Source organism: Marinobacter alexandrii, assembly GCA_039984955.1.
Lineage (GTDB): Bacteria > Bacteroidota > Bacteroidia > Cytophagales > Cyclobacteriaceae > Ekhidna.
Window position 1 is genome coordinate 1,819,193 of record JBDWTN010000007.1, and the last position, 19,972, is coordinate 1,839,164.

General features: G+C 39.5%; 10 protein-coding genes. 9 read left to right on the forward strand and 1 reads right to left on the reverse strand.

The features are described from left to right. Window positions 1-15 precede the first annotated feature (15 nt). The 3 genes from ABJQ32_14305 to ABJQ32_14315 all read left to right on the forward strand — a co-directional run bounded on the left by ABJQ32_14305 (window position 16) and on the right by ABJQ32_14315 (window position 5,935). On the forward strand, window positions 16-2,421 hold the full coding sequence (locus tag ABJQ32_14305) for an FtsX-like permease family protein (GenBank protein ID MEP5290819.1): 2,406 nt from the start codon (window positions 16-18) through the stop codon (window positions 2,419-2,421). 93 nt (window positions 2,422-2,514) lie between these two features. Continuing rightward, the gene (locus ABJQ32_14310; protein ID MEP5290820.1) at window positions 2,515-3,399 is read left to right on the forward strand and encodes a hypothetical protein; all 885 of its coding nucleotides are present in this window, start codon (window positions 2,515-2,517) and stop codon (window positions 3,397-3,399) included. 97 nt (window positions 3,400-3,496) lie between these two features. Next, window positions 3,497-5,935, forward strand: coding sequence for an ABC transporter permease (locus ABJQ32_14315; protein MEP5290821.1), 2,439 nt, complete (start codon window positions 3,497-3,499; stop codon window positions 5,933-5,935). A gap of 1 nt (window position 5,936) precedes the next feature. Here ABJQ32_14315 and ABJQ32_14320 read toward each other — a convergent pair whose 3' ends face one another. Beyond that, complete coding sequence (locus tag ABJQ32_14320) at window positions 5,937-6,407, reverse strand: hypothetical protein (protein ID MEP5290822.1); 471 nt, start codon at window positions 6,405-6,407, stop codon at window positions 5,937-5,939. Window positions 6,408-6,598: 191 nt separating this feature from the next. On the opposite strand from ABJQ32_14320, the gene ABJQ32_14325 reads away from it, so the two are divergent. Genes ABJQ32_14325 through ABJQ32_14350 form a run of 6 tightly spaced genes read left to right on the forward strand, consistent with a single transcriptional unit; the run spans window position 6,599 to window position 19,920 of the window. Continuing rightward, window positions 6,599-6,952 (forward strand): helix-turn-helix transcriptional regulator, encoded by a 354-nt coding sequence (locus ABJQ32_14325; GenBank protein ID MEP5290823.1) that lies wholly within the window; start codon window positions 6,599-6,601, stop codon window positions 6,950-6,952. Next, the gene (locus ABJQ32_14330) at window positions 6,945-9,530 is read left to right on the forward strand and encodes an ABC transporter permease (GenBank protein MEP5290824.1); all 2,586 of its coding nucleotides are present in this window, start codon (window positions 6,945-6,947) and stop codon (window positions 9,528-9,530) included. The genes ABJQ32_14325 and ABJQ32_14330 overlap by 8 nt, the downstream gene beginning before the upstream one ends. Continuing rightward, window positions 9,523-12,126 (forward strand): FtsX-like permease family protein, encoded by a 2,604-nt coding sequence (locus ABJQ32_14335; GenBank protein ID MEP5290825.1) that lies wholly within the window; start codon window positions 9,523-9,525, stop codon window positions 12,124-12,126. The genes ABJQ32_14330 and ABJQ32_14335 overlap by 8 nt, the downstream gene beginning before the upstream one ends. After that, window positions 12,119-14,728 carry an ABC transporter permease gene (locus tag ABJQ32_14340; protein MEP5290826.1) on the forward strand — a complete coding sequence of 870 codons (2,610 nt, stop codon included), beginning with the start codon at window positions 12,119-12,121 and terminating at the stop codon, window positions 14,726-14,728. The genes ABJQ32_14335 and ABJQ32_14340 overlap by 8 nt, the downstream gene beginning before the upstream one ends. Further along, a complete protein-coding gene (locus ABJQ32_14345) occupies window positions 14,721-17,333 on the forward strand; it encodes an ABC transporter permease (GenBank protein ID MEP5290827.1) in 2,613 nt (870 codons plus the stop codon). The genes ABJQ32_14340 and ABJQ32_14345 overlap by 8 nt, the downstream gene beginning before the upstream one ends. Further along, on the forward strand, window positions 17,326-19,920 hold the full coding sequence (locus ABJQ32_14350) for an ABC transporter permease (GenBank protein ID MEP5290828.1): 2,595 nt from the start codon (window positions 17,326-17,328) through the stop codon (window positions 19,918-19,920). Before ABJQ32_14345 ends, ABJQ32_14350 begins: the two co-directional genes overlap by 8 nt. The last annotated feature ends 52 nt before the right edge of the window (window positions 19,921-19,972 follow it).

Here is a 19,972-nt window from a genome sequence, read left to right on the forward strand (position 1 = left end):
CTACTACATAAGAATATGTTAAAGAACTTCCTGCTTATTACCCTACGCAATATTTTAAAGAACAAAGGGTCTTCCTACCTAAATATTGCCAGTCTGACCTTTGGAATAGCAGTATGTCTCTTCATATTTCACTACATCTATTTTGAATTAAACTATGATACTTCTCCTTCTGAAAACAATGTTTATAGAGTTGAATCTCAGTTTTTTGATGATGAGGGACTATCCTATCAGGAAGCACGGACATCAATGTCTGCAGCTCCATTTTTACAGCAAGAGTTTGCCGAAATCAAAGACTATACTCGTATCATTTCATTTTCAGAGGAAGGTACTGGCTTGTTCCGAAAACAGAAAAATGATAGTGTTGAAGTAGGTGTCTATATCCCTAAAGTATTTTACGCTGAACAATCGATTTTCAGTGTATTTAGCTTACCTCTCGAAGAAGGAGATAAATCAACATGCCTAACCGAGCCTAATTCAATTCTACTCTCCAGTAAAACAGCAAATGACATATTTGAGAAAGAGCTAGCTTCAGGTAAGTCAATCATTGGAAAAAAGCTTAAATCTCCTGGAATCGGAAATGTAGTAGAGGAATTTGTGATAACCGGAATTTTCACTGATCGTCCAACCAATACACATATAAAATTCGATGCACTTGTAGCCAAGCCTATGGATAGAAAAGTCCATAGAATCGAATCGGAAGAAAAAAACAATACCTACTCTTATGTAGCTATTGCTAACCAGGTGCTTTCAGAAGATTTAACCAATGGGGTGAATTATCCGGAAAAAGTAAGCTTAAATAAGCTGGCACTACGCCCTATCAATGAAGTCCATCTGGCTTCTGGAATTTCTGGCAATACAGAGCCTGGTGCAAATAAGCGATTAATCACATTTTTATCAATCATCGCCGTAATTATTCTCTTACTTGCTTCTACCAATCATACTAACAATTCCATTTTCAATTCCATAGATAGAGCAAAAGAGATTGGCGTGAGAAAGCTTCTTGGCATAAAACCAAAACAGCTTTTCTTTACTTTATTGGGTGAGGCTTTCTTAGTCAATTTGATTTCGACAATCGGTGCAATTGTCATATTTCTGATAGGCGTTCAATCGGTTCAAGTACATACAGGCATTGCATATCCTTCATTCAAAGATGCTGATCTAATTGTCTACTTAGAAGCTATTCTTTCCTTGCTTATCATTAGCACAGTTTTGTCAGGAACTTATCCTTCTTTCTACCTCACTTCTCTGAGTCCTATAGCATCTTTAAAAAGTAAGTATGAATTGATGAGTTCAAGACAGTTCAGTTCTGCTGGTCGAGTCATTAAGTATCTTTTAATTTTTCAATTGGGTGTATCTATTTGTTTCTTGTCTGGATTGTACATTGTTTATGCACAGCTACAATATCTAAAAGAGAGTGGTCGCTCTCCACTAGAGGTCTCGATTACTGGCATTTTTCCAGGTTCCTCAGGTGCCGGCGAAAAATTTACAGAGGAAGCCTATTTTGGACTAAATGAGTATCAAAAAACAAATGCATTAGAAGCATATGCTATTTCTAACCTTTACAAAAATGAGATTAAAACCGTACAATGGTTAAGGCTTGATTCAATTGACGAGCTTATTAAAATCAGTGTAGTAGATCACGCATACATTCAGAAATCAGATATCTCTTTCTTATCTGGAAGAAACTTTCATCATGTATTTGGAAGCGATGCTGGAAATGCAATCATCACCCGCGAAGCAATGTACATAGCAGGGTATAATCATCCGGATAGCATTATAGACAAAACACTCATTTCTAAAGGGAGTAGATGGAAGGTAATCGGAGTAATAAAAAACAGAAGTAGTTCTAAGGAACCTGAAATTTACGTGACAGGCTTTCGCTACCGAACTTATGTAGATGTAATTTTAAATTACCCAGGAGGTAAAGGGGAAACACTGAATCAGTTTTTGGACAAAAATGAATATTACTTAGCAAAAGCTCTCCCATTCTTTTCCTTATTCAAGAGAAATTATCAAAATCAAGCAACCTCTGAAGAGTCCATGATGAAACTGTTTCTGTTTCTATCAATAATGACATTAGTGATTGCAAACATGGGTATGCTCGGATTGTCTTCTTTCATTGCCCAAAAGAAACAGAAAGAAATAGGTATTCGGAAAATACTTGGCGCTGAATCTATGCACATCCTGGTGGTTCTCCTTTTAGATTTCCTTAAACTCATTGGTTTGGCTTCAATTATTGCAATCCCATTAGTACTGGTCGGAAGCAAAAATTGGTTGGAAAACTATGCCTTCAGAATCAGCGTGGATCCTTCAATGATTTTGATTCCACTTTTAATTGTATTCCTTATTGCTCTAGTGGTAGTGGCAGAGAAGTGTTTCAAATTAGCAATGGCTAGTCCATTGAAATCGCTGAAAAATTAGACTCTTGATAAGCTCAAATTTGGTTTAGAGGAAAATAATTGAACCTTAGCACACTGTAAGAAGTATTATGACAGAGGCTTAAACAAAATAACCATGAAAATCTTCATTTTCCTATCTGTCCAATTTTTCCTGTTCTTCAACCTTTACGCTCAAGAAAGCAGCACTTATCTTGGTCAAGATACTCCAGATTTAGATCCTCAGGTTTTCGCCGAAGAATTTCTACCAAAAGGGGCTTACCTACATACAGTAAGCTTCACTGCTGATGGTAAGGAATGCTATTTCACTGCTGAGTCTCGAGCATATAATGGGGGAACAATCATGGTTTCTAAACTTGAAAATGGAAAGTGGACCAATCCGAAACCTGCACCGATTCCTGGTACTTATCGAGAGATTGATCCATTGATTACACCAGATGGATCAGCAATGCTTTATTGTACAAATCGACCTGTTAATGAGGGAGACGCTGTTACTGGCAACATGGATATTTGGATGATAAAAAGAGTGGGGCAGTCATGGGGAAAACCGATGTATTTAGGAGCCGATGTAAACACGGAAGGTCAGGATTGGTTTCCAACCATTACTCGGTCAGGTACGCTATATTTTTCTCCTTGGATCGGAGATGTGAGCAATATTCACACCTCGATGATGAAAGATGGAAAATACCAGAAAAGTAGAAAGCTCAGCGATCAAGTGAACTCACCCAATTTAGATTATGACCCGCTCATTTCACCCGACGAAAGCTTCCTTATTTTCTGCTCCGACCGACCAAATGGGTATGGTGATGTTGACCTATATGTGTGCTTCAAAAAAGAGAATGGCTCGTGGACCAAAGCCAAAAACATGGGAAATAGGATCAATACAGAGGGTGCCGAATTTGCTCCAACCATTTCCCCTGATGGAAAATATTTGTTCTTCGCAAGGGATAAGCAGATTTATTGGGTCAAGTCAGATATCATTAATCAGTTTAAATCTAGATGAGAATCTATATTGTGTAAGATGTGCTAAAGGCAATTAAATCACTCTTTTTTAACTATAAAAATAGTTGTATTACTATAATTATAGTTATGTTTGCGCAATGTTCAAAAACAATTTCAAAATAGGGCTAAGAAATCTCTACAAAAGAAAGGGCTTCACAGCGATTAACACATTTGGCTTAGCAATTGGTTTGACAAGCTGCATACTGATTGGCCTTTACCTTCAAAACGAATTCTCCTACGATAAGTCTTTTGAAGATGGTGATAGGATCTATCGAATGTTGGAAGAGCAAACTGTCAATGGTGATACAGAAATCAACAATAGGATTCCTTATTCATTTGTGGGAATTGTGCCGAGAGACTATCCAGAAGTAGATGGTGCCACGGCAGTAGCTGGTCCATTCGAAAGTCAGACTGTAGGAATAGTAGATGAAAAAGGACAGAAAACGAGTTTCCTAGAGGACAATGTATTGATAGCTGATAGCAGCTTCTTTGCTGTTTTCAGCTTTGAAATGCTCAGAGGAGATAGAAATTCGGCTCTTAAGAATCCGAATAGTGTTGTTTTAAGTAAAAGCACAGCCAAGCGTTTCTTTGGAGAAATTGATCCTCTGGGAAAACCTATTGCAATAGGCCGACGAAGTTGTATTGTTACTGGTGTTTCTGTGGACGCACCACCAAACTCCCACATTAAATTTTCCTATATCTTATCCTCAACGTCTATTCAGTGGTTTAGTCAAAACCACTTCAACTTGCGGGGAGCATTGTGTTATTTTAAGTTGAGGTCAGGTACTGATCCACGAACACTGGAAAGCAAACTACCAGATATGGTAGATACCTATATTGCTGCGGAAATCGAACGAATCAACAGAGTCACTTGGAAAGACTACAAAGAAGCAGGAAACGGATTTAGATACTTCATCAGACCTATCTCAAGCATTCATTTAGACCCTGATATTTCTGGGGGAATGAAGGCTGGCGGAAATATTGTAACACTTAGGATACTGATTGCAGTTGCAATTTTGGTCTTTGTGATTGCTTGTATCAATTTCATGAACTTGTCAACTGCCCGATCTATGGAACGTGCAAAGGAAGTTGGTGTAAGAAAAGTAATGGGTTCGTTCAAAACGCAATTAATTTTTCAATTTTTGACTGAGTCGTTGATTATCAGCTTTGCTAGTCTGGTTGTCGCAATTGGTCTTACACTTCTGGCTCTTCCCTACTTCAATATCCTCAGTGACTCATCTCTATACTTAGCTTTTAACTGGATCAACGTAATAGTATTCTTTTCAACAGCCATGTTTATTGCACTAATAGCAGGTATTTATCCAGCTTTTATTCTCTCCTCATTTAAACCTATTAAAGTACTAAAAGGAAATTTTACTGGAAATACGAGTGGGAAATGGCTTAAGGATGGTTTAGTAATTTTTCAATTTTGGATATCAATTATCCTGATCTCGAGCACCTGGGTTCTGTACAAGCAAATCCAGTTTCTGTCAGAAAAGGATCTTGGATATGATACAGAAGAGCTACTGGTCCTGAAGGGCGCCTTTCATATGGATCCTAATTTCACCAAATCTTACCTAGATGAAATAAGAGAAATTCCAGAGGTAAAGGAAGTCGCTGGAACACTTTGGATGCCCGGATTTCAAGGAGTCTGGAGGGATGAATATCGATTTCAGGAATCAACGGAAGTACACACTTTCAACAGAGGGGCAGTTGGTGATCGCTTGTTGAAAACCATGGGCCTAGAGCTTGCTATGGGAAAGTTCTTTGATCCAAGGACTAACGATTCCACATCCGTGGTTCTGAATGAAAGAGCTGTCAAAGTCTTGAATATCATTGATCCTGTAGGAAAGAAGCTTATCATGCTCGACCATGACGAAGGACAACTGGTTGAAATTCCATTTACAATTAAAGGTATAGTGAAGGATTTCAACTATGGAACCTTGCGTACGGATATTGAACCCCTTGTGCTTCTAAGTAATGAAAAGTTCTTTGGACGAGTCAGCAGTATTGCAATCAAAATTGAAGGAAGCAATTTGAAAAGTACGATTTCGCAGCTCGAAGAAAAGTGGAAAAAACTAATTCCTGATCGCCCCTTTGCTTTTCGATTTGTTGATGATGTTTTGCATGCAGATTACCTGAGAGAAGAGCGACTTGGGACAGTATTTACCCTTTTCTCAGGGCTAAGTATTTTCATTTCCATCATTGGGCTTCTAGCGCTTTCCATCTATTCGTCGGAGCTTAGAAAAAAGGAAATTGGCATAAGAAAAGTTCTAGGCGCTAGCATCAATGATCTATTGAAGTTGCTCTCAAAAGACTTCACAAAAGTCATTTGCATTTCCATCCTTTTAGCAACCCCTGTTGCATGGTATCTGATGGACAATTGGCTAACAGACTTTGCTTATCACATAAAGTTGCAGTGGTGGATATTTCCTCTTACAGGCTTAGGAACTTTAGTTGTTACATGGCTTACGGTCGGTATTCATACCTATCAGGCGTCCAAAACCAATCCAATAGATTCCTTGAAGGATGAGTAGATCAAAGCTTATCAATCTCGTATTGGTAGTCAGCCTGCAAGTCTTCATGTAGAGACGATAGCGCTTTTTCGATGCGTTTAATTTCTCTATGATATAGATTATTGATAGTGGTATGTCGGGTGATTTTGATCCCTTCCTTCCTAATGCATTGACAGAAGTATAGTCGTACTTCAACTTCTGTTTGCTTCTGCCCTGAGTATCTCAGCGACTTGTTAAGTGACCTTACTATTTTCTGAAGTCCTTTTTTGACGTAATAGAGATGTGTAGTATTGATCTCATCCATCATATCATCTACATCTTCTTTCAATAGCTTAGCATAGCCTCCTTCATCCTGCGCTTCAAAAAGCAAGTAGGTAAGCAGTTCTTTATTGTCTTTTTTGAATCGACCAAGACGGAGACACAGTTGAAGGATTTCCTCTGAATCACGGTCTTTTAGTTCTCGCTTTATTTCTGCCAGTGAAGCTGCTTTCATAACCCGAAGTTAAGCCCCTCTTTTAAAAATAATTTTACTACAAATAGGAATTTATAACCAAAATTCTCTTTATTCGTAAACACTACAAATAGGAATCAATTATAAGCGTGCCGCTTAACCCAATTATTGAGAACACCAAATCGGATATAATCAAAAGGGTGGCAAATCGCTAATTTTCAACTTTTAGACAAATGAAAAAATTTCAATTAGGCGAGTTTGAAGAAGTGGTCATGCTTACGGTAGCCATTCTTTATGAAAATGCATATGGAGTTTCCATCAAAAAAGAAATCGAGAATAGACTGGGTAGAAATGTAAGCGTTGGAGCACTACAATCTGCCCTCAAAAGATTGGAAGACAAAGACTATCTGGTGTCACACGACAAAGATGCCACACAGGAAAGAGCCGGTCGTCCAAAGCGATATTTTAAAATCACCTCTTTAGGTAAACAAGCCATGCAGTATACCAAAGAGACACGTAACTCGCTTTGGGATGCCATTCCTTCCATTTCATTGGAAGTAAAATTTTCTGAAGTATACAATGCATAATCCTCCCAAACTATTTCTCCATTTTTTCCGATGGTTTTGCCACGCAGATCTACAAAAACCGATTGAAGGCGACCTCATGGAACTCTATGAAGAAAGAGTAAAGGATATAGGAAAAAAGAAAGCTGATAGAAAGTTCAAATTAGATGTACTTCAACTTTTCCGACCGAGTATCATAAAGCCAGCAGATGGCACTTACAGACTTAATAATTACGGCATGTTAAAGAACTATTTTAAGGTAACAGTAAGAAATCTGTTGCGTCAAAAACTCTACTCTGTTATCAATATCGGAGGACTTTCCATCGGTATAGCATCGTTTCTTTTGATCTTCATTTATGTACAATATGAACGTTCTTTTGACAAATTCTATCCCAATGCAGATAATATTTATAATATCTATCAGCAGCAGCCAGGAAATCATTCATTAGGAACCGACTTATATGCAGTAACCCCTGCTGCACTAGCATCCACTATTGAGGTTGAGTATCCCGAAATACGATATGCGACCACAATTCTCTCTTATTCCACGCTTTTAGAGGCTAAGGATGAGCATCATTTTAAACAAGTTATAATGGCAGATGAGCACTTCTTCAATGTGTTCAAACACACTTTCATAGCTGGTGATCCTAAGACAGCATTGAACACAGCAGAGGGTATCGTTCTTACACAATCGTTTGCCAAAAAACTATTCGGTGATGAAGACCCTATCGGAAAAGAAATCAAGTTTTGGGCAGGGCCAGCCTATGTTACGGGGATCATCAAAGACCAACCTAAGAATTCTTCAATTAAGTTTTCTGCAATCCTTAGCATTCAAGCTAGTGAATACTACAGAAGCGAACGAATAAAAGAAAAGTGGGATGGTAATTCCTACTATACTTTTTTCACATTTGAAGAAGCGGCAGATCCTGTAGCATTTGAAAAAAAACTAGTCGATCTTCTTGCTGTTCGGTGGATGTATTCCAAAGAAATTCCCAACAAATACTTCGTAGATCCTTTCTCTAAATTTCATTTGAGAGATAGTGTCAATGAAGACTTTGGGACAAAGGGAAATGCAAAACAACTTAGCCTATTTTCAGTGATTGCTGTCCTCATCCTTTCATTAGCTGCAATCAACTATATGAATCTTGCAGTAGCAAGATCTATTAATAGAGCAAAAGAAGTTGGACTCAGAAAAGCTATTGGGGCTAGAAAAAACCAGCTAGTATTTCAATTTTTGACTGAATCAATCTTTCTCTCTGTATTAGCCTTTCTCATTGCATTGGGAATCACTCAGTTGTCACTCCCTATCTTCGGAAGTTTGGTAGAGCGCCAAATGGAAATAGGTCTTCTTAACGAATTAAACCTCATACCATTCCTATTCATTACTGTCGTGATGTTAGGTATAATTTCAGGTAGCTATCCGGCTTTATTTATGTCCTCTTTAAAGCCTGTTCACGTTTTAAAAGGTAGGTTGGGAAGAAGAAAATCTGGAGGGAAGCTGCAAAAACTTCTGATCATTTGTCAATATTCTATTTCAATCATCATGCTAATATGCACGCTAATCGTATATCAGCAAATGCGATTTATCAGTGAAAAGGAGCTGGGAATCAGTAAAGACCAAATTGTAGTAGTTCGTGTGAGAGGGAATGAGATGCGAGAGAATATCGAGCTGATTAAAGAACGGTTTTCAAACTATTCCAATGTTCAATCAGTCAGTTCGGTAAGTAGCTTCCCGACTAATATACAATCCAGCACCTTTTTTAATGCTGATTGGACTGGGGGTAACATCTATAGGCTATATACCGATCATCAGTTTTTGGATGTTTTCGAAGTTGAGTTGCTCGCTGGTCGTTTTCTCGACTCTGACCTTCCTACTTCCAATGAAAAAGACTTTGTAATCAACGAAACTGCAGCAAAAGCACTAGGTTGGACCGCAGAATCCGCCATCGGTCAAGAGTACATCAACGGAGATGGAGATCAAAAAAACATCATTGGAGTTATTGCAGACTTTCATATGCACAGCTTGCATATGCCCATCGAACCATTAGTCATTGGCAAGCGTGATCTGCTTCGATACATATCAGTAAAGATTAGCACCGGAAAAATTGCCGAGACTCTTCAATACTTACAGGAGACCTCTGAAGAGTATTCAAACTATCCATTTGATTATCAATTCATGGATAATCATTTCGACCAAATCTATAAAGAAGATCAGCGGCAAAGCCAGTTACTAGGGTTCTTTGCTCTGCTAGCGATGCTTATCGCAGGTTTAGGACTTTTTGGACTTGCAGCTTTTGAGGCAGTTCAGAATCAAAAAGAGGTTGGTATCAGAAAAGTCCTTGGTGCCACGATCCAAAACATCGTGTGGATTTTCGGGAGGAAGTTTTTATCTCTTGTTACCATCGGGTTTCTTTTAGCAGTTCCAATCTCATGGTTCCTCATCAATGGTTGGTTGCAAAATTTTGCCTATAGGATCACTCCAAGCTGGTGGATATTTGGGCTTGGAGGTGCTTTTGCTATCCTTATAGCCTTCCTCACTATTAGCAGTCAGTCGATAAAAGCGGCACTAGTTAATCCAGTAGAGTCCTTAAAGAATGAATAACCAACCACCCAAATATTTCCTCCGATTCTTCCGGTGGTTTTGTCATCCACGATTGCAAAAACCGATCGAGGGTGACCTAATGGAACTCTACGATGAGCGACTAAAAGAAATGGGAAAAAGGAAGGCAGATCAAAAATTTAGAAGAGATGTACTTCAGCTTTTCCGGCCAAGTATTATAAAGCCAGCAGATGGCACTTACAGACTAAATAACTACGGCATGTTTAAACATAACTTAATTATCTCCTTTAGAAGCTTTCTAAGATTTAAAAACACATTCCTTATTAACCTGCTAGGACTAGCAAGTGGTTTAGCGAGTGCTATATTGATTTTATTATGGGTAAATGATGAGTTGAACATGGACAGATTCAGTGAGAAGGATAGCCATCGCCATGTTCAGGTGATACATACTTACCCTACATCGGGTACATATCACACCAATGCCAATGGGTCTACGCCCAACCCTTTATTTGAAGCATTACCTAAAGCAATTCCTGAAATTGACTACTCTTTTCCTGTAAAAGCACATGCAAGCTATCAAGGCGTTCTCACCACAGGTGAAAATAATGTAAGAGCAAGCTATCAATTCATCGGGGATGGATACTTCAATGTATTTCCAGCAGACTTTATTCAAGGCAACAAATACAAGGCACTATCGGACAAGAACGATATTGTGATATCGGAAGAAATGGCACTAGGTCTGTTTGACTCTACTGAAGAAGCCATAGGACAAATAATTGAGTTGAAAGATGAAGATTTTGGGGGTTCGTACATGGTGACGGGTGTATTTATCCCTATCTCAAATTCTTCTCATCAATCTGACGTTCTATTTCATTATGACCTTTTCCGTGAGGCCGACTACATGCAGTGGTACAATGGTGGCACACAAGCTCATTTGGTATTGAAGGAAGGGGTCGACCTTGCTCAGTTTAATGATAAAATCAAAAGCTTTTTAAAGACGTTAGCCCCAAATTGGGAGGACATCTTGTATGCACAACCCTACGCAGAAAAATACCTCTATGGAAAATATGAACAGGGAGTACCTGTAGAAGGAAGAATTACCTATGTCAAACTCTTTTCCATTATAGCCATCTTCTTACTGGCCATTGCATGTATCAACTATATGAATTTTTCTACCGCGAAAGCCTCTAGAAGAATAAAGGAAATAGGAGTAAAAAAAGCCATGGGAGCAGGACGAAAATCACTCATTTTCCAATACTTCGGAGAATCCCTTTTTATGTCATTCATATCATTAATAATGGCGCTTGCGATTGTAGCCATCTTGCTTCCTCAATTCAATGAAATTACTGGGAAGCAACTTGCATTCAATCTTACAGGAAATGTGTTAGGATGGGTACTTGGCATCACATCACTTACTGGTTTAATTTCAGGTAGCTACCCTGCTCTCCATCTTTCAGGGTTTAAACCTGTTCTCGCATTAAAAGGAAAACTAAAGGGTGATTCGAAAGGCTTATTGATCCGCAAAGCCTTAGTCGTTTTTCAATTTTCCATCTCCGTGATATTGATCGTTTCAGTTATTGTCATCTATAAGCAAGTAGAGTTTATACAGACTTCCAATCTGGGTTATAATAAAGATCACATCATCACATTTCCTCGCGAGGGCAATCTCAAAAAGGATCATAGTGCTTTTTTCTCGGAGATCAGAAGTACCCCTGGAGTGGTCATGGCGTCTCACATGAGTGGAGACCTTCCAGGAAGAGTGGGTTTCTCACAAGGATATAAGTGGGAAGGCATGGGCGCTGAAGACAAAAGCCTACGGTTTTATCAGATTCGTGGCGGGTATGATTTGATCGAACTACTTGGTATCAAGATAAAAGAAGGGCGGAGTTTTTCTAGAGATTTTCCTACAGACAGAGATGCATACCTCTTTAATGAAGCCGCAATTCAGATGACCCAATTGGCAGAGCCTATTGGTCAAAAAATTGGAAATTTTAATACAAATGCAAACACCAAAGAAGTGATTGGCGTTGTTAAAAATTTTCATTTTCAATCGTTTCAAGAAGAAATACGTCCTTTTATTTTTTCTCTTACAGAAAAATCTGAAAAGTTCGTCATCAAAATACAAGAAGGTACAGAGCAAGAAACCATTGAGCGGATTAGAAAGATTTATCAAAATTATAATGACGGATATCCTTTTGAGTACACGTTTTTAGATGACGATTACCAAGCGATTTATGCTGCAGAGGAGCGGATCACAGTGTTATCAAAGTATTTCGCAGCGATTGCTATAGTCGTTTCTTGTCTAGGCCTACTGGCTCTTACTTCATTTAGTACACAACAAAGGTTCAAAGAAATTGCCATCCGGAAAGTACTTGGATCTAGTAATACTGGAATTGTACGACTTCTTTCAAGTGATTTCACTTCACTTGTTTCAATCGCCATCATCATTGCATTACCTATCGCATACTATTTAATGAAAATATGGCTGAATGATTTTGCCTATCGCATAGAACTAACACCAATCTACTTCGCAGCAGGTGGAGCATTGGTTTTTTTGTTGGCAGTTTTCACCATTACCATCCAAACTGCAAAGTCGGCCAAGGTAAATGTAACCGAAAGCTTAAGGGCCAATGAATAACCATCCGCCAAAATATTTCCTCCGCTTCTTCCGGTGGTTTTGTCACCCTCGATTGCAGAAACCTATCGAGGGTGATTTAATGGAACTGTATGAAGAGCGGGTAAAAGAACTAGGCCCGAAGAAGGCAAATCGCCTCTTTGGAAAAGATGTGCTTCTCCTATTCAGAAAAGACATCATCAGACCCTCAGGAGGCACTTACAGATTAACCAATTACGGAATGTTCAAGAACTATTTCAAAACCACAATACGAAGCTTAACGCGTCAGAAGCTATATGCAGCCATCAATATCGGTGGCTTGTCCCTTAGTATTGCTTGCGTACTCCTCATTCTATCGTTCATTCAGTATGAATTTTCTTACGATCGTAATTTTGAGAATCACGATAAGATCTACCGCGTCTACAATTCCCCAACAGGCAGTGATTTTCTGGGAAAAAACATAAATGCAATTACTCCGCTACAGCTTGCCTCCGCACTAGAGAGCGAATGTCCTGAAGTCAATAGCGCTACGGTATTTGATTGGTACAAGACGCTAATCGGGAAAAGTGAAGATAACCTTTACTATGAGTCCGGGATTTTTTCAGACAAACACTTTTTCCATGTGTTTCCACATGATTTCGTAGCGGGAGATTCTCAAACCGCATTGGAAGATCCTACAAGTCTGGTTTTGACAGAGTCCTTGGCCAGGAAAATCTTTAACCACGAAAATGCAATGGGTCAGCAACTGATCCATGGTGATCAGGTCTATCAGGTGACAGGGGTAATAAAAGACCCACCTAAGAACACCTCATTTCCTCTTGAGTTTGTCATGAATGCTGAGGGAGAGAACTGGTACAAAGAGTCCATGAATCGGGAAAAATGGAGAAGCAACGGGTACAACACCTTCTTTACCCTAAACGAAGGAAGTGATCTTTCACTACTCGAAAGTAAGATGCCGAAGTTGCTTGAAAAGTACTGGATTAACCTTGAGTTGTACCCTCAGCAGTACAGATTCGAAGCACTCAAAGACGTTCACTTGCAATCAGAATTCAACTTTGATTTTGCAGGAAAGGGAAGCAAAAAACAACTCCTCCTCTTTTCAACCATTGTCTTGCTTATTCTCATTCTGGCCCTTGTCAACTATACCAATCTGGCAGTTGCACGATCAATGAGTCGCTCAAAGGAGGTTGGCTTGAGAAAGACGGTTGGAGCGGGGAGAGGACAGTTGATCTTCCAATTCTTATTCGAGTCCACTTTCCTCACGTTTATCGCGATGATTGTTGCACTTCTTATCACCTCTGTATCGCTACCCATTTTTGGAGAACTTTTGGAAAGGCCTCTTCAACTGGAGATGGAGGCGCTAGTGACTGCAGCCCCATACCTCTTGGGACTTGTATTCTTTTTAGGAATTCTTTCAGGCTATTACCCCGCTTTTTTGACCTCTCGACTTCAGCCTATTAACGCGCTAAAAGGCAAGACCAAAGGCTTAACCAAAAGTCGTCTTCAAAAATGGTTGATTGTCGGCCAGTATGCGGTTTCAATTGCCATGATCATCTGCGCCATAGAGGCTAATCAGCAGTTTCAGTTCATTCAGGATAAAGATTTGGGGTTCCAAAAAGAAAACATTCTTACCCTACGAAATAGAAGTCGTGAAGTCACCGACAACTTTGAAGTACTTAAAAGTCAATGGCTCAATCATCCTAACATACTGGCCGTCGCAGGTTCGCAAAATCTGCCAATAAACCTACGTCAGGGTACTGTGGTCAATGATGATCAGGGAGGAGATCCCAACGACGATTTACACATCTATCAAATGCGAGCTGGTTACGATTTCCTGGATCTCTACGACATAGAGTTACTTGCAGGTAGAGGTTTTTCGAGGGAATTGAACGATTCACTAAACCTGTGCATCATCAATGAAACCACAGCCAAAGCGATGGGCTGGACTCCAAATGAGGCTGTCGGCAAGCGTTTTACAGAAGACTGGGACCTAAAGTATCGAGAGGTTATTGGAGTAATCAAAGACTTTCACATGCACTCGATGCATATGGAAATTGAACCGATGTTTATCGAACGAAGGAGTGCCAGGTCTTTTAGATATATCTCACTAGAGATAAAACCAGAAAATCTTCAAGAAACCATTGCTTACCTCGAAGAAACAATCAAACCCTATTCTTCTTACCCTTTCGATGCGAGGCTGCTGTCAGATCGGTATGACCAACTGTACGCTGAAGACATCAGTCAAAGCAAGATCTTCAACTTCTTTACGCTACTGGCCATTGTCATTGCCTCTCTTGGCCTCTTCGGGCTAGCCACCTACACCATTCACTTGAGAGTGAAAGAGGTCGGAATAAGAAAAGTTTTAGGTGCTTCCATATCCAGCATTGTATCACTGGTATCATTGGATTTTCTAAAACTGGTTGGCTTAGGATTTCTGATTGCCATCCCCTTAGCATGGATGGCTGTAGAGGAGTGGCTGGAAGATTTTTCCTATCACATCGCCATCCAGTGGTGGGTCTTTGCACTATCTGGCATTATAGCAGTAATCATCGCTTGTCTTACCATAAGCGCCCAATCGATCAAAATAGCATTATCAGATCCTGCTGAAATTCTAAAAGATGAATAGCCAACCACCCAAATATTTCCTCCGCTTCTTCCGGTGGTTTTGCCATCCTCGATTGCAGAAACCCGTGGAAGGCGACCTCATGGAACTCTATCAGGAGCGGGTAAAGGAATTGGGAAAAAAGAAAGCGGATCGACAATTCATCAAAGATGTATTGCTCCTTTTCAGAAAAGATATTATTAAGCCAACAGATGGCACTTACAGATTAAATAACTACGGTATGTTTAAAAATTATTTCAAAGTCGGATACAGAAACCTCATTCGAAATAAATCTCACGGATTCATCAACATTGGTGGCCTATCGATCGCCATGACAGTGGTCATTTTAATAAGTCTTTGGATCACAGACGAACTCAGTTTCAATCATAATCATAAAGAGCACCAGCGAACTGCAAAAGTGCTGAAAAAACGTACCCTAAACGGAGACACGCAGGTACGTTTTGCATTGCCAATTCCAATTGTGGATGAGCTAGATGATAATTACAGAGATGACCTTAAAAATGTAACTGTAGCAGCATGGCAAGGGTCATCTCTTGTTGATACAAAAGACAAACAGCTTAATCTGATTGGCAATTACATGAGTGCCAATGCTCCAAAGCTCTTGGATCTGGATATGAAGGCAGGTTCGCATGAATCGCTTTCTGAAAAATTTAGTGTAATGGTATCTGTTCAAGCCGCCAATTCCCTTTTTGATTCAGAAGATGTCATCGGAAAACAGCTAATCATAGATGGAGAAGTCACAATGAACATCACTGGAGTTTATAAAGATTTACCCTCACAATCTTCCTTTCATGGACTATCATTTATTGGAAATTTCGAAGGTTATGCCTCTACCCAAGATTGGATTCAACGCGCTATAAAGAACAGGAGATGGGATAGTAATTTTTGTCAAGTTTTTGTTCAGCTTCAAGATAACGCCTCATGGCAGTCTGCTAATAAGAAGATCGAAAAATTGATCTACAATAATTCTAGTGATAGAGATAAACAGAACAATCCCATCGTATTCCTCCACCCAATGGACGACTGGCACTTGAGGTCCAACTGGGAAAATGGAGAGCAAACAGGGGGTGCAATTCTATATGTTTGGCTTTTTGGCGTAATTGCTGTTTTTATATTGTTTCTGGCATGCATCAACTTTATGAACTTGAGTACTGCTCAAGCTGAAAAAAGAGCCAAAGAAGTTGGCATCAGAAAGTCATTGGGATCGCTTCGTTCGCAGCTAATCGGCCAATTCCTGATAGAGTCTTTTTTGATTGTCTCTCTATCCTTTGTCATATCTGTGTTCTTGGTAAACATTGTCCTGCCATACTTCAATATGCTATCAGGCAAGCAAATGAATTTCCCATTTTCACAATCATTTTTTTGGCTATCCGCTGCTCTTTTTATTGCTTTTACAAGTCTTGTATCAGCTAGCTACCCAGCTTTTTATCTATCAGGTTTTAGACCTGTAAAAGTGCTGAAAGGTACATTCAAAACAGGAAGAGCTTCTGCTGTCTTTCGTAGGATATTGGTTGTTGGACAGTTTGCTGTCAGTATTACATTGATTGCTGGAACTTTCATTGTGTATCAGCAAATAAATCATAGCAAAAATCGGCCGATTGGATACGATGCTAAAAACCTTTTATCTGTACGTTCTTCGCCAGAAGCATTTAGGAACAAACATCATGTCATTCAGGATGAATTGCTGAAAACTGGTGCAGTAATTTCTATGTCACAATCATCAAGTCCCTTGACGGAGCTAAATAGCTCAACAGGTGGGTTTAGCTGGGAAGGAAAAGATCCGGACTTGAAAGTAAATTTTGTCTTCTCATATGTCACTCACGAGTTTGGTAAAACTGTAGGTTGGAACATTCGTTCAGGACGAGATTTTAAAAATCAAAAATCGGATGAAAAAGCATATGTCATCAACCAAGCTGCAGCAGATTTCATAGGTCTAACAGATCCTGTAGGCAAAAGTTTAGCATGGTACGATGGCCCACATAAAATCATAGGTGTTGTTGATAACCTAATCCTTGAGTCACCTTTCCAACAAATAGAACCAGCGATTTATACCATGAATATGGAGGAAACAGAGTGGATGCAAATCAAGCTTGCTGAAAATCAACCAACAGCTGAGTCTATTGCCAGAGTTGAGGAAGTTTTTCAAAAAATTATGCCCAATGTCCCGTTCGGTTTTGAATTTATTTCAAGCCTTCACGGAGAAAAATTTGCTTCTATCTCCCAGGTTGGCAATCTCTCAAGCATATTCACCTTCCTCGCTATTTTCATTAGCTCACTTGGGCTATTCGGACTGGCATCTTATGTAGTGGAAAGGAAAACGAAAGAGATTGGGATACGCAAAGTACTTGGAGCAAAGGCCAGTAGAATTGTTTTATCACTGTCCTTGGATTTTGCTAAAATGGTGATCATAGCTTCTATCATTGCTGTTCCTATAAGTTACATAGTTGGCCATCGCTGGCTCGAAAGCTTTGCCTATCGAATCAATCTGGAGTGGTGGTATTTTGCTCTTGCAGGGTTCATCGCCCTTATAATTGCCGGTATTACTGTAAGCAGTAAAACCATTCAAGCGGCTACAGCAAATCCTGTTAAATCATTGAAAGATGAATAACCACCCTCCAAAATTTTTCCTCCGTTTCTTCCGATGGTTTTGCCATCCAGGCTTGCAAAAACCTGTGGAAGGTGACCTAACGGAACTGTACGAAGAGCGGGTGAAGGAGTTTGGAAAACAAAAAGCAGATAGGTTATTCATAAAAGATGTAATCCTACTTTTCAGAAAAGACATTATCAAGCCAGCACATGGCACATACAGATTAACTAACTACGGTATGTTTAAACACAACTTAAAGCTCGCCCTAAGAAGTTTCAAACGCTTCAAAACTTCTTTTCTTATCAACTTAGTTGGTCTGTCTAGTGGGCTCGCGTCTGTCTTTCTCATTTATCTATGGATCAATGATGAACTGTCTATGGACACATTTCATGAGAACGATGATCAACTGTATCAGGTAATGCAGAACATCAACAACCCCGACGGTGTAATGACCATAGAATATACGCAAGCACTTCTTGGTCAGGCACTAGTTGAGGAGATGCCTGAAGTAGAAATGGCAGCTTCTGTTGTCCCCGTTGGATCGTATGGGTCCGATAGAATTATTCAACATGAAAATAAGAAGTTGAAAATACTAGATCAGTATGCCAGTAAGGACTTCTTTAATGTATTCTCTTACCCTCTCTTATTTGGAAAAGCTTCTGAAGTACTAAAAACTAAAGATCAGATAGTCATCTCTCAAGTTTTTTCTGAAAAACTATTCGGCTCTGACGTAGACCCTACGGGTGAAACTGTAAAAATCTTAGAAGAGGATGAGCCTCAGTCCTTCATAGTATCAGGTGTCTTCAGAAACCTTCCAAGGAATTCAAGCAAAAAATTTGATGTGATATTAAGTCTGGACCTTTTTCTGGAAAGACACCCACATGTCCTAAAGTGGGAAAATAGTGACCCAGAGACCTATTTAATTTTAAAAGAGAATACAGATATTGCTACACTTTCACAGAAAGTAGAAAAATTCGTTGCAACCAAAGAAGAAGGCTATCGGCATACGCACTTTATCCAGAAATATTCTGATAGATATCTCAATGGAAAGTATGAAAATGGTGTGCCCATCGGAGGACGAATTCAGTATGTTAAGTTATTCTCCATCATAGCCGGTTTAGTACTTTTGATCGCCTGCATCAATTTCATGAATCTCTCCACAGCCAGAGCTTCCAGAAGGTTGAAAGAAATAGGCGTGAAGAAGGCAATGGGTGCAAAAAGAGGTTCACTCATTTCTCAGTATTACATTGAGGCATTTTTGATGACTTCTATTGCGATTGTAGTTGCTAGTGCAATTGTCTTGCTGATACTTCCTGCTTTTAATACGCTCACCGGAAAAGCACTCGAAATAGGCTGGAATAGCGGTTTAGCTTTCTCTATTTTATCAATTGGAACCATCACAGCCCTTCTTTCTGGCAGCTATCCAGCGCTATACCTATCGGGTTTTGATCCCATCAAAATTTTCAGAGGAAAAGTAACAGGTTCAATAAGTGATCTATGGGCCCGTAGAGGATTGGTAATTTTTCAATTCTCGATCTCCATTTTACTAATTACCTCTGTTGCAGTGATCTCCTCACAGATCAACTTCATTCAAAATAAAAATCTTGGTTTCAAAAAAGACCATGTGATCTACTTCAACATAGATGGAGAGTTGCAAAAAAGTGCAACCTCTTTTATCAGTGATTTAAAAAAGGAAACCGGTGTAATCAATGCTGCCATGTTTGGTCATGACTTTCTGGGAGGTAGTGGTGGTACATCTGGCATCAGATGGGAAGGAAAAGGAGAAGACGAGTATATTCAGTTTAATAACCTTGAAGTAGGCTATGGTCTGATTGAAACCTTTGGACTGGAACTCGTTGAAGGTCGAACGTTTTCTCGTGAGTTCGGCGATGAAAGTTCTAAAATTCTTTTTAATGAAAAGGCAATTGAAGCAATGGGGCTGGAAGATCCGATAGGCAAAATCGTTAACCTCTGGGGTCGAAACAGAGAAATAATTGGAGTAGTGAAAAACTTTCATTTCAAATCACTACACGAAGAAATCAGCCCATGTTTCTTTCAGCTTGATGGGCCATTGTCTACAATTGTTGTCAGAATACAATCAGGAAATGAATTGGAAACCATTGATCGAATTGAGAAGCTTTATCGAGATCGCAATCCGGGTCTGACCTTCAACTTCAAATTCTTTGATCAGGAGTATAACGCACTGTATCATGCAGAGCAGCAAATCGCAAGCCTTTCCAAATCCTTTGGTGCAGTAGCGATTCTTATTTCATGTCTTGGACTGTTTGGACTTGTTGCATTCACTTCTGAAAGGAGACAAAAGGAAATTGGCATCAGAAAAGTGCTGGGTTCCAGTGAGTATCGACTAGTGATACTTCTAACCAGCGATTTCTCAAAAATGGTTGGAATTGCTATTTTCATATCTCTCCCAGTGAGCTACTTCCTGATGAAATTCTGGCTAGAGTCCTTCGCCTATCGAATTGAGCTTAATCTTTGGTTTTTCATTGGTTCAGGCATTTTCTCAATGCTGATCGCCTTGCTTACCATGAGTGCTCAAACTATAAAAGCAGCAAAAGCAAATCCGGTAGAAGCCTTGAAAACAGAATAGAAACAGCATTTACGATCCTGACGTGGGACTAGTAATTTCAATTAGATAAAAG

What these genes read in the sequence shown, in the direction of transcription:
- ABJQ32_14305 (MEP5290819.1), top strand. Translation starts at nt 16, where the DNA reads ATGTTAAAGAACTTCCTGCTTATTACCCTACGCAATATTTTAAAGAAC.
- ABJQ32_14310 (MEP5290820.1), top strand. Translation starts at nt 2,515, where the DNA reads ATGAAAATCTTCATTTTCCTATCTGTCCAATTTTTCCTGTTCTTCAAC.
- ABJQ32_14315 (MEP5290821.1), top strand. Translation starts at nt 3,497, where the DNA reads ATGTTCAAAAACAATTTCAAAATAGGGCTAAGAAATCTCTACAAAAGA.
- ABJQ32_14320 (MEP5290822.1), bottom strand. Translation starts at nt 6,407, where the DNA reads ATGAAAGCAGCTTCACTGGCAGAAATAAAGCGAGAACTAAAAGACCGT.
- ABJQ32_14325 (MEP5290823.1), top strand. Translation starts at nt 6,599, where the DNA reads ATGAAAAAATTTCAATTAGGCGAGTTTGAAGAAGTGGTCATGCTTACG.
- ABJQ32_14330 (MEP5290824.1), top strand. Translation starts at nt 6,945, where the DNA reads ATGCATAATCCTCCCAAACTATTTCTCCATTTTTTCCGATGGTTTTGC.
- ABJQ32_14335 (MEP5290825.1), top strand. Translation starts at nt 9,523, where the DNA reads ATGAATAACCAACCACCCAAATATTTCCTCCGATTCTTCCGGTGGTTT.
- ABJQ32_14340 (MEP5290826.1), top strand. Translation starts at nt 12,119, where the DNA reads ATGAATAACCATCCGCCAAAATATTTCCTCCGCTTCTTCCGGTGGTTT.
- ABJQ32_14345 (MEP5290827.1), top strand. Translation starts at nt 14,721, where the DNA reads ATGAATAGCCAACCACCCAAATATTTCCTCCGCTTCTTCCGGTGGTTT.
- ABJQ32_14350 (MEP5290828.1), top strand. Translation starts at nt 17,326, where the DNA reads ATGAATAACCACCCTCCAAAATTTTTCCTCCGTTTCTTCCGATGGTTT.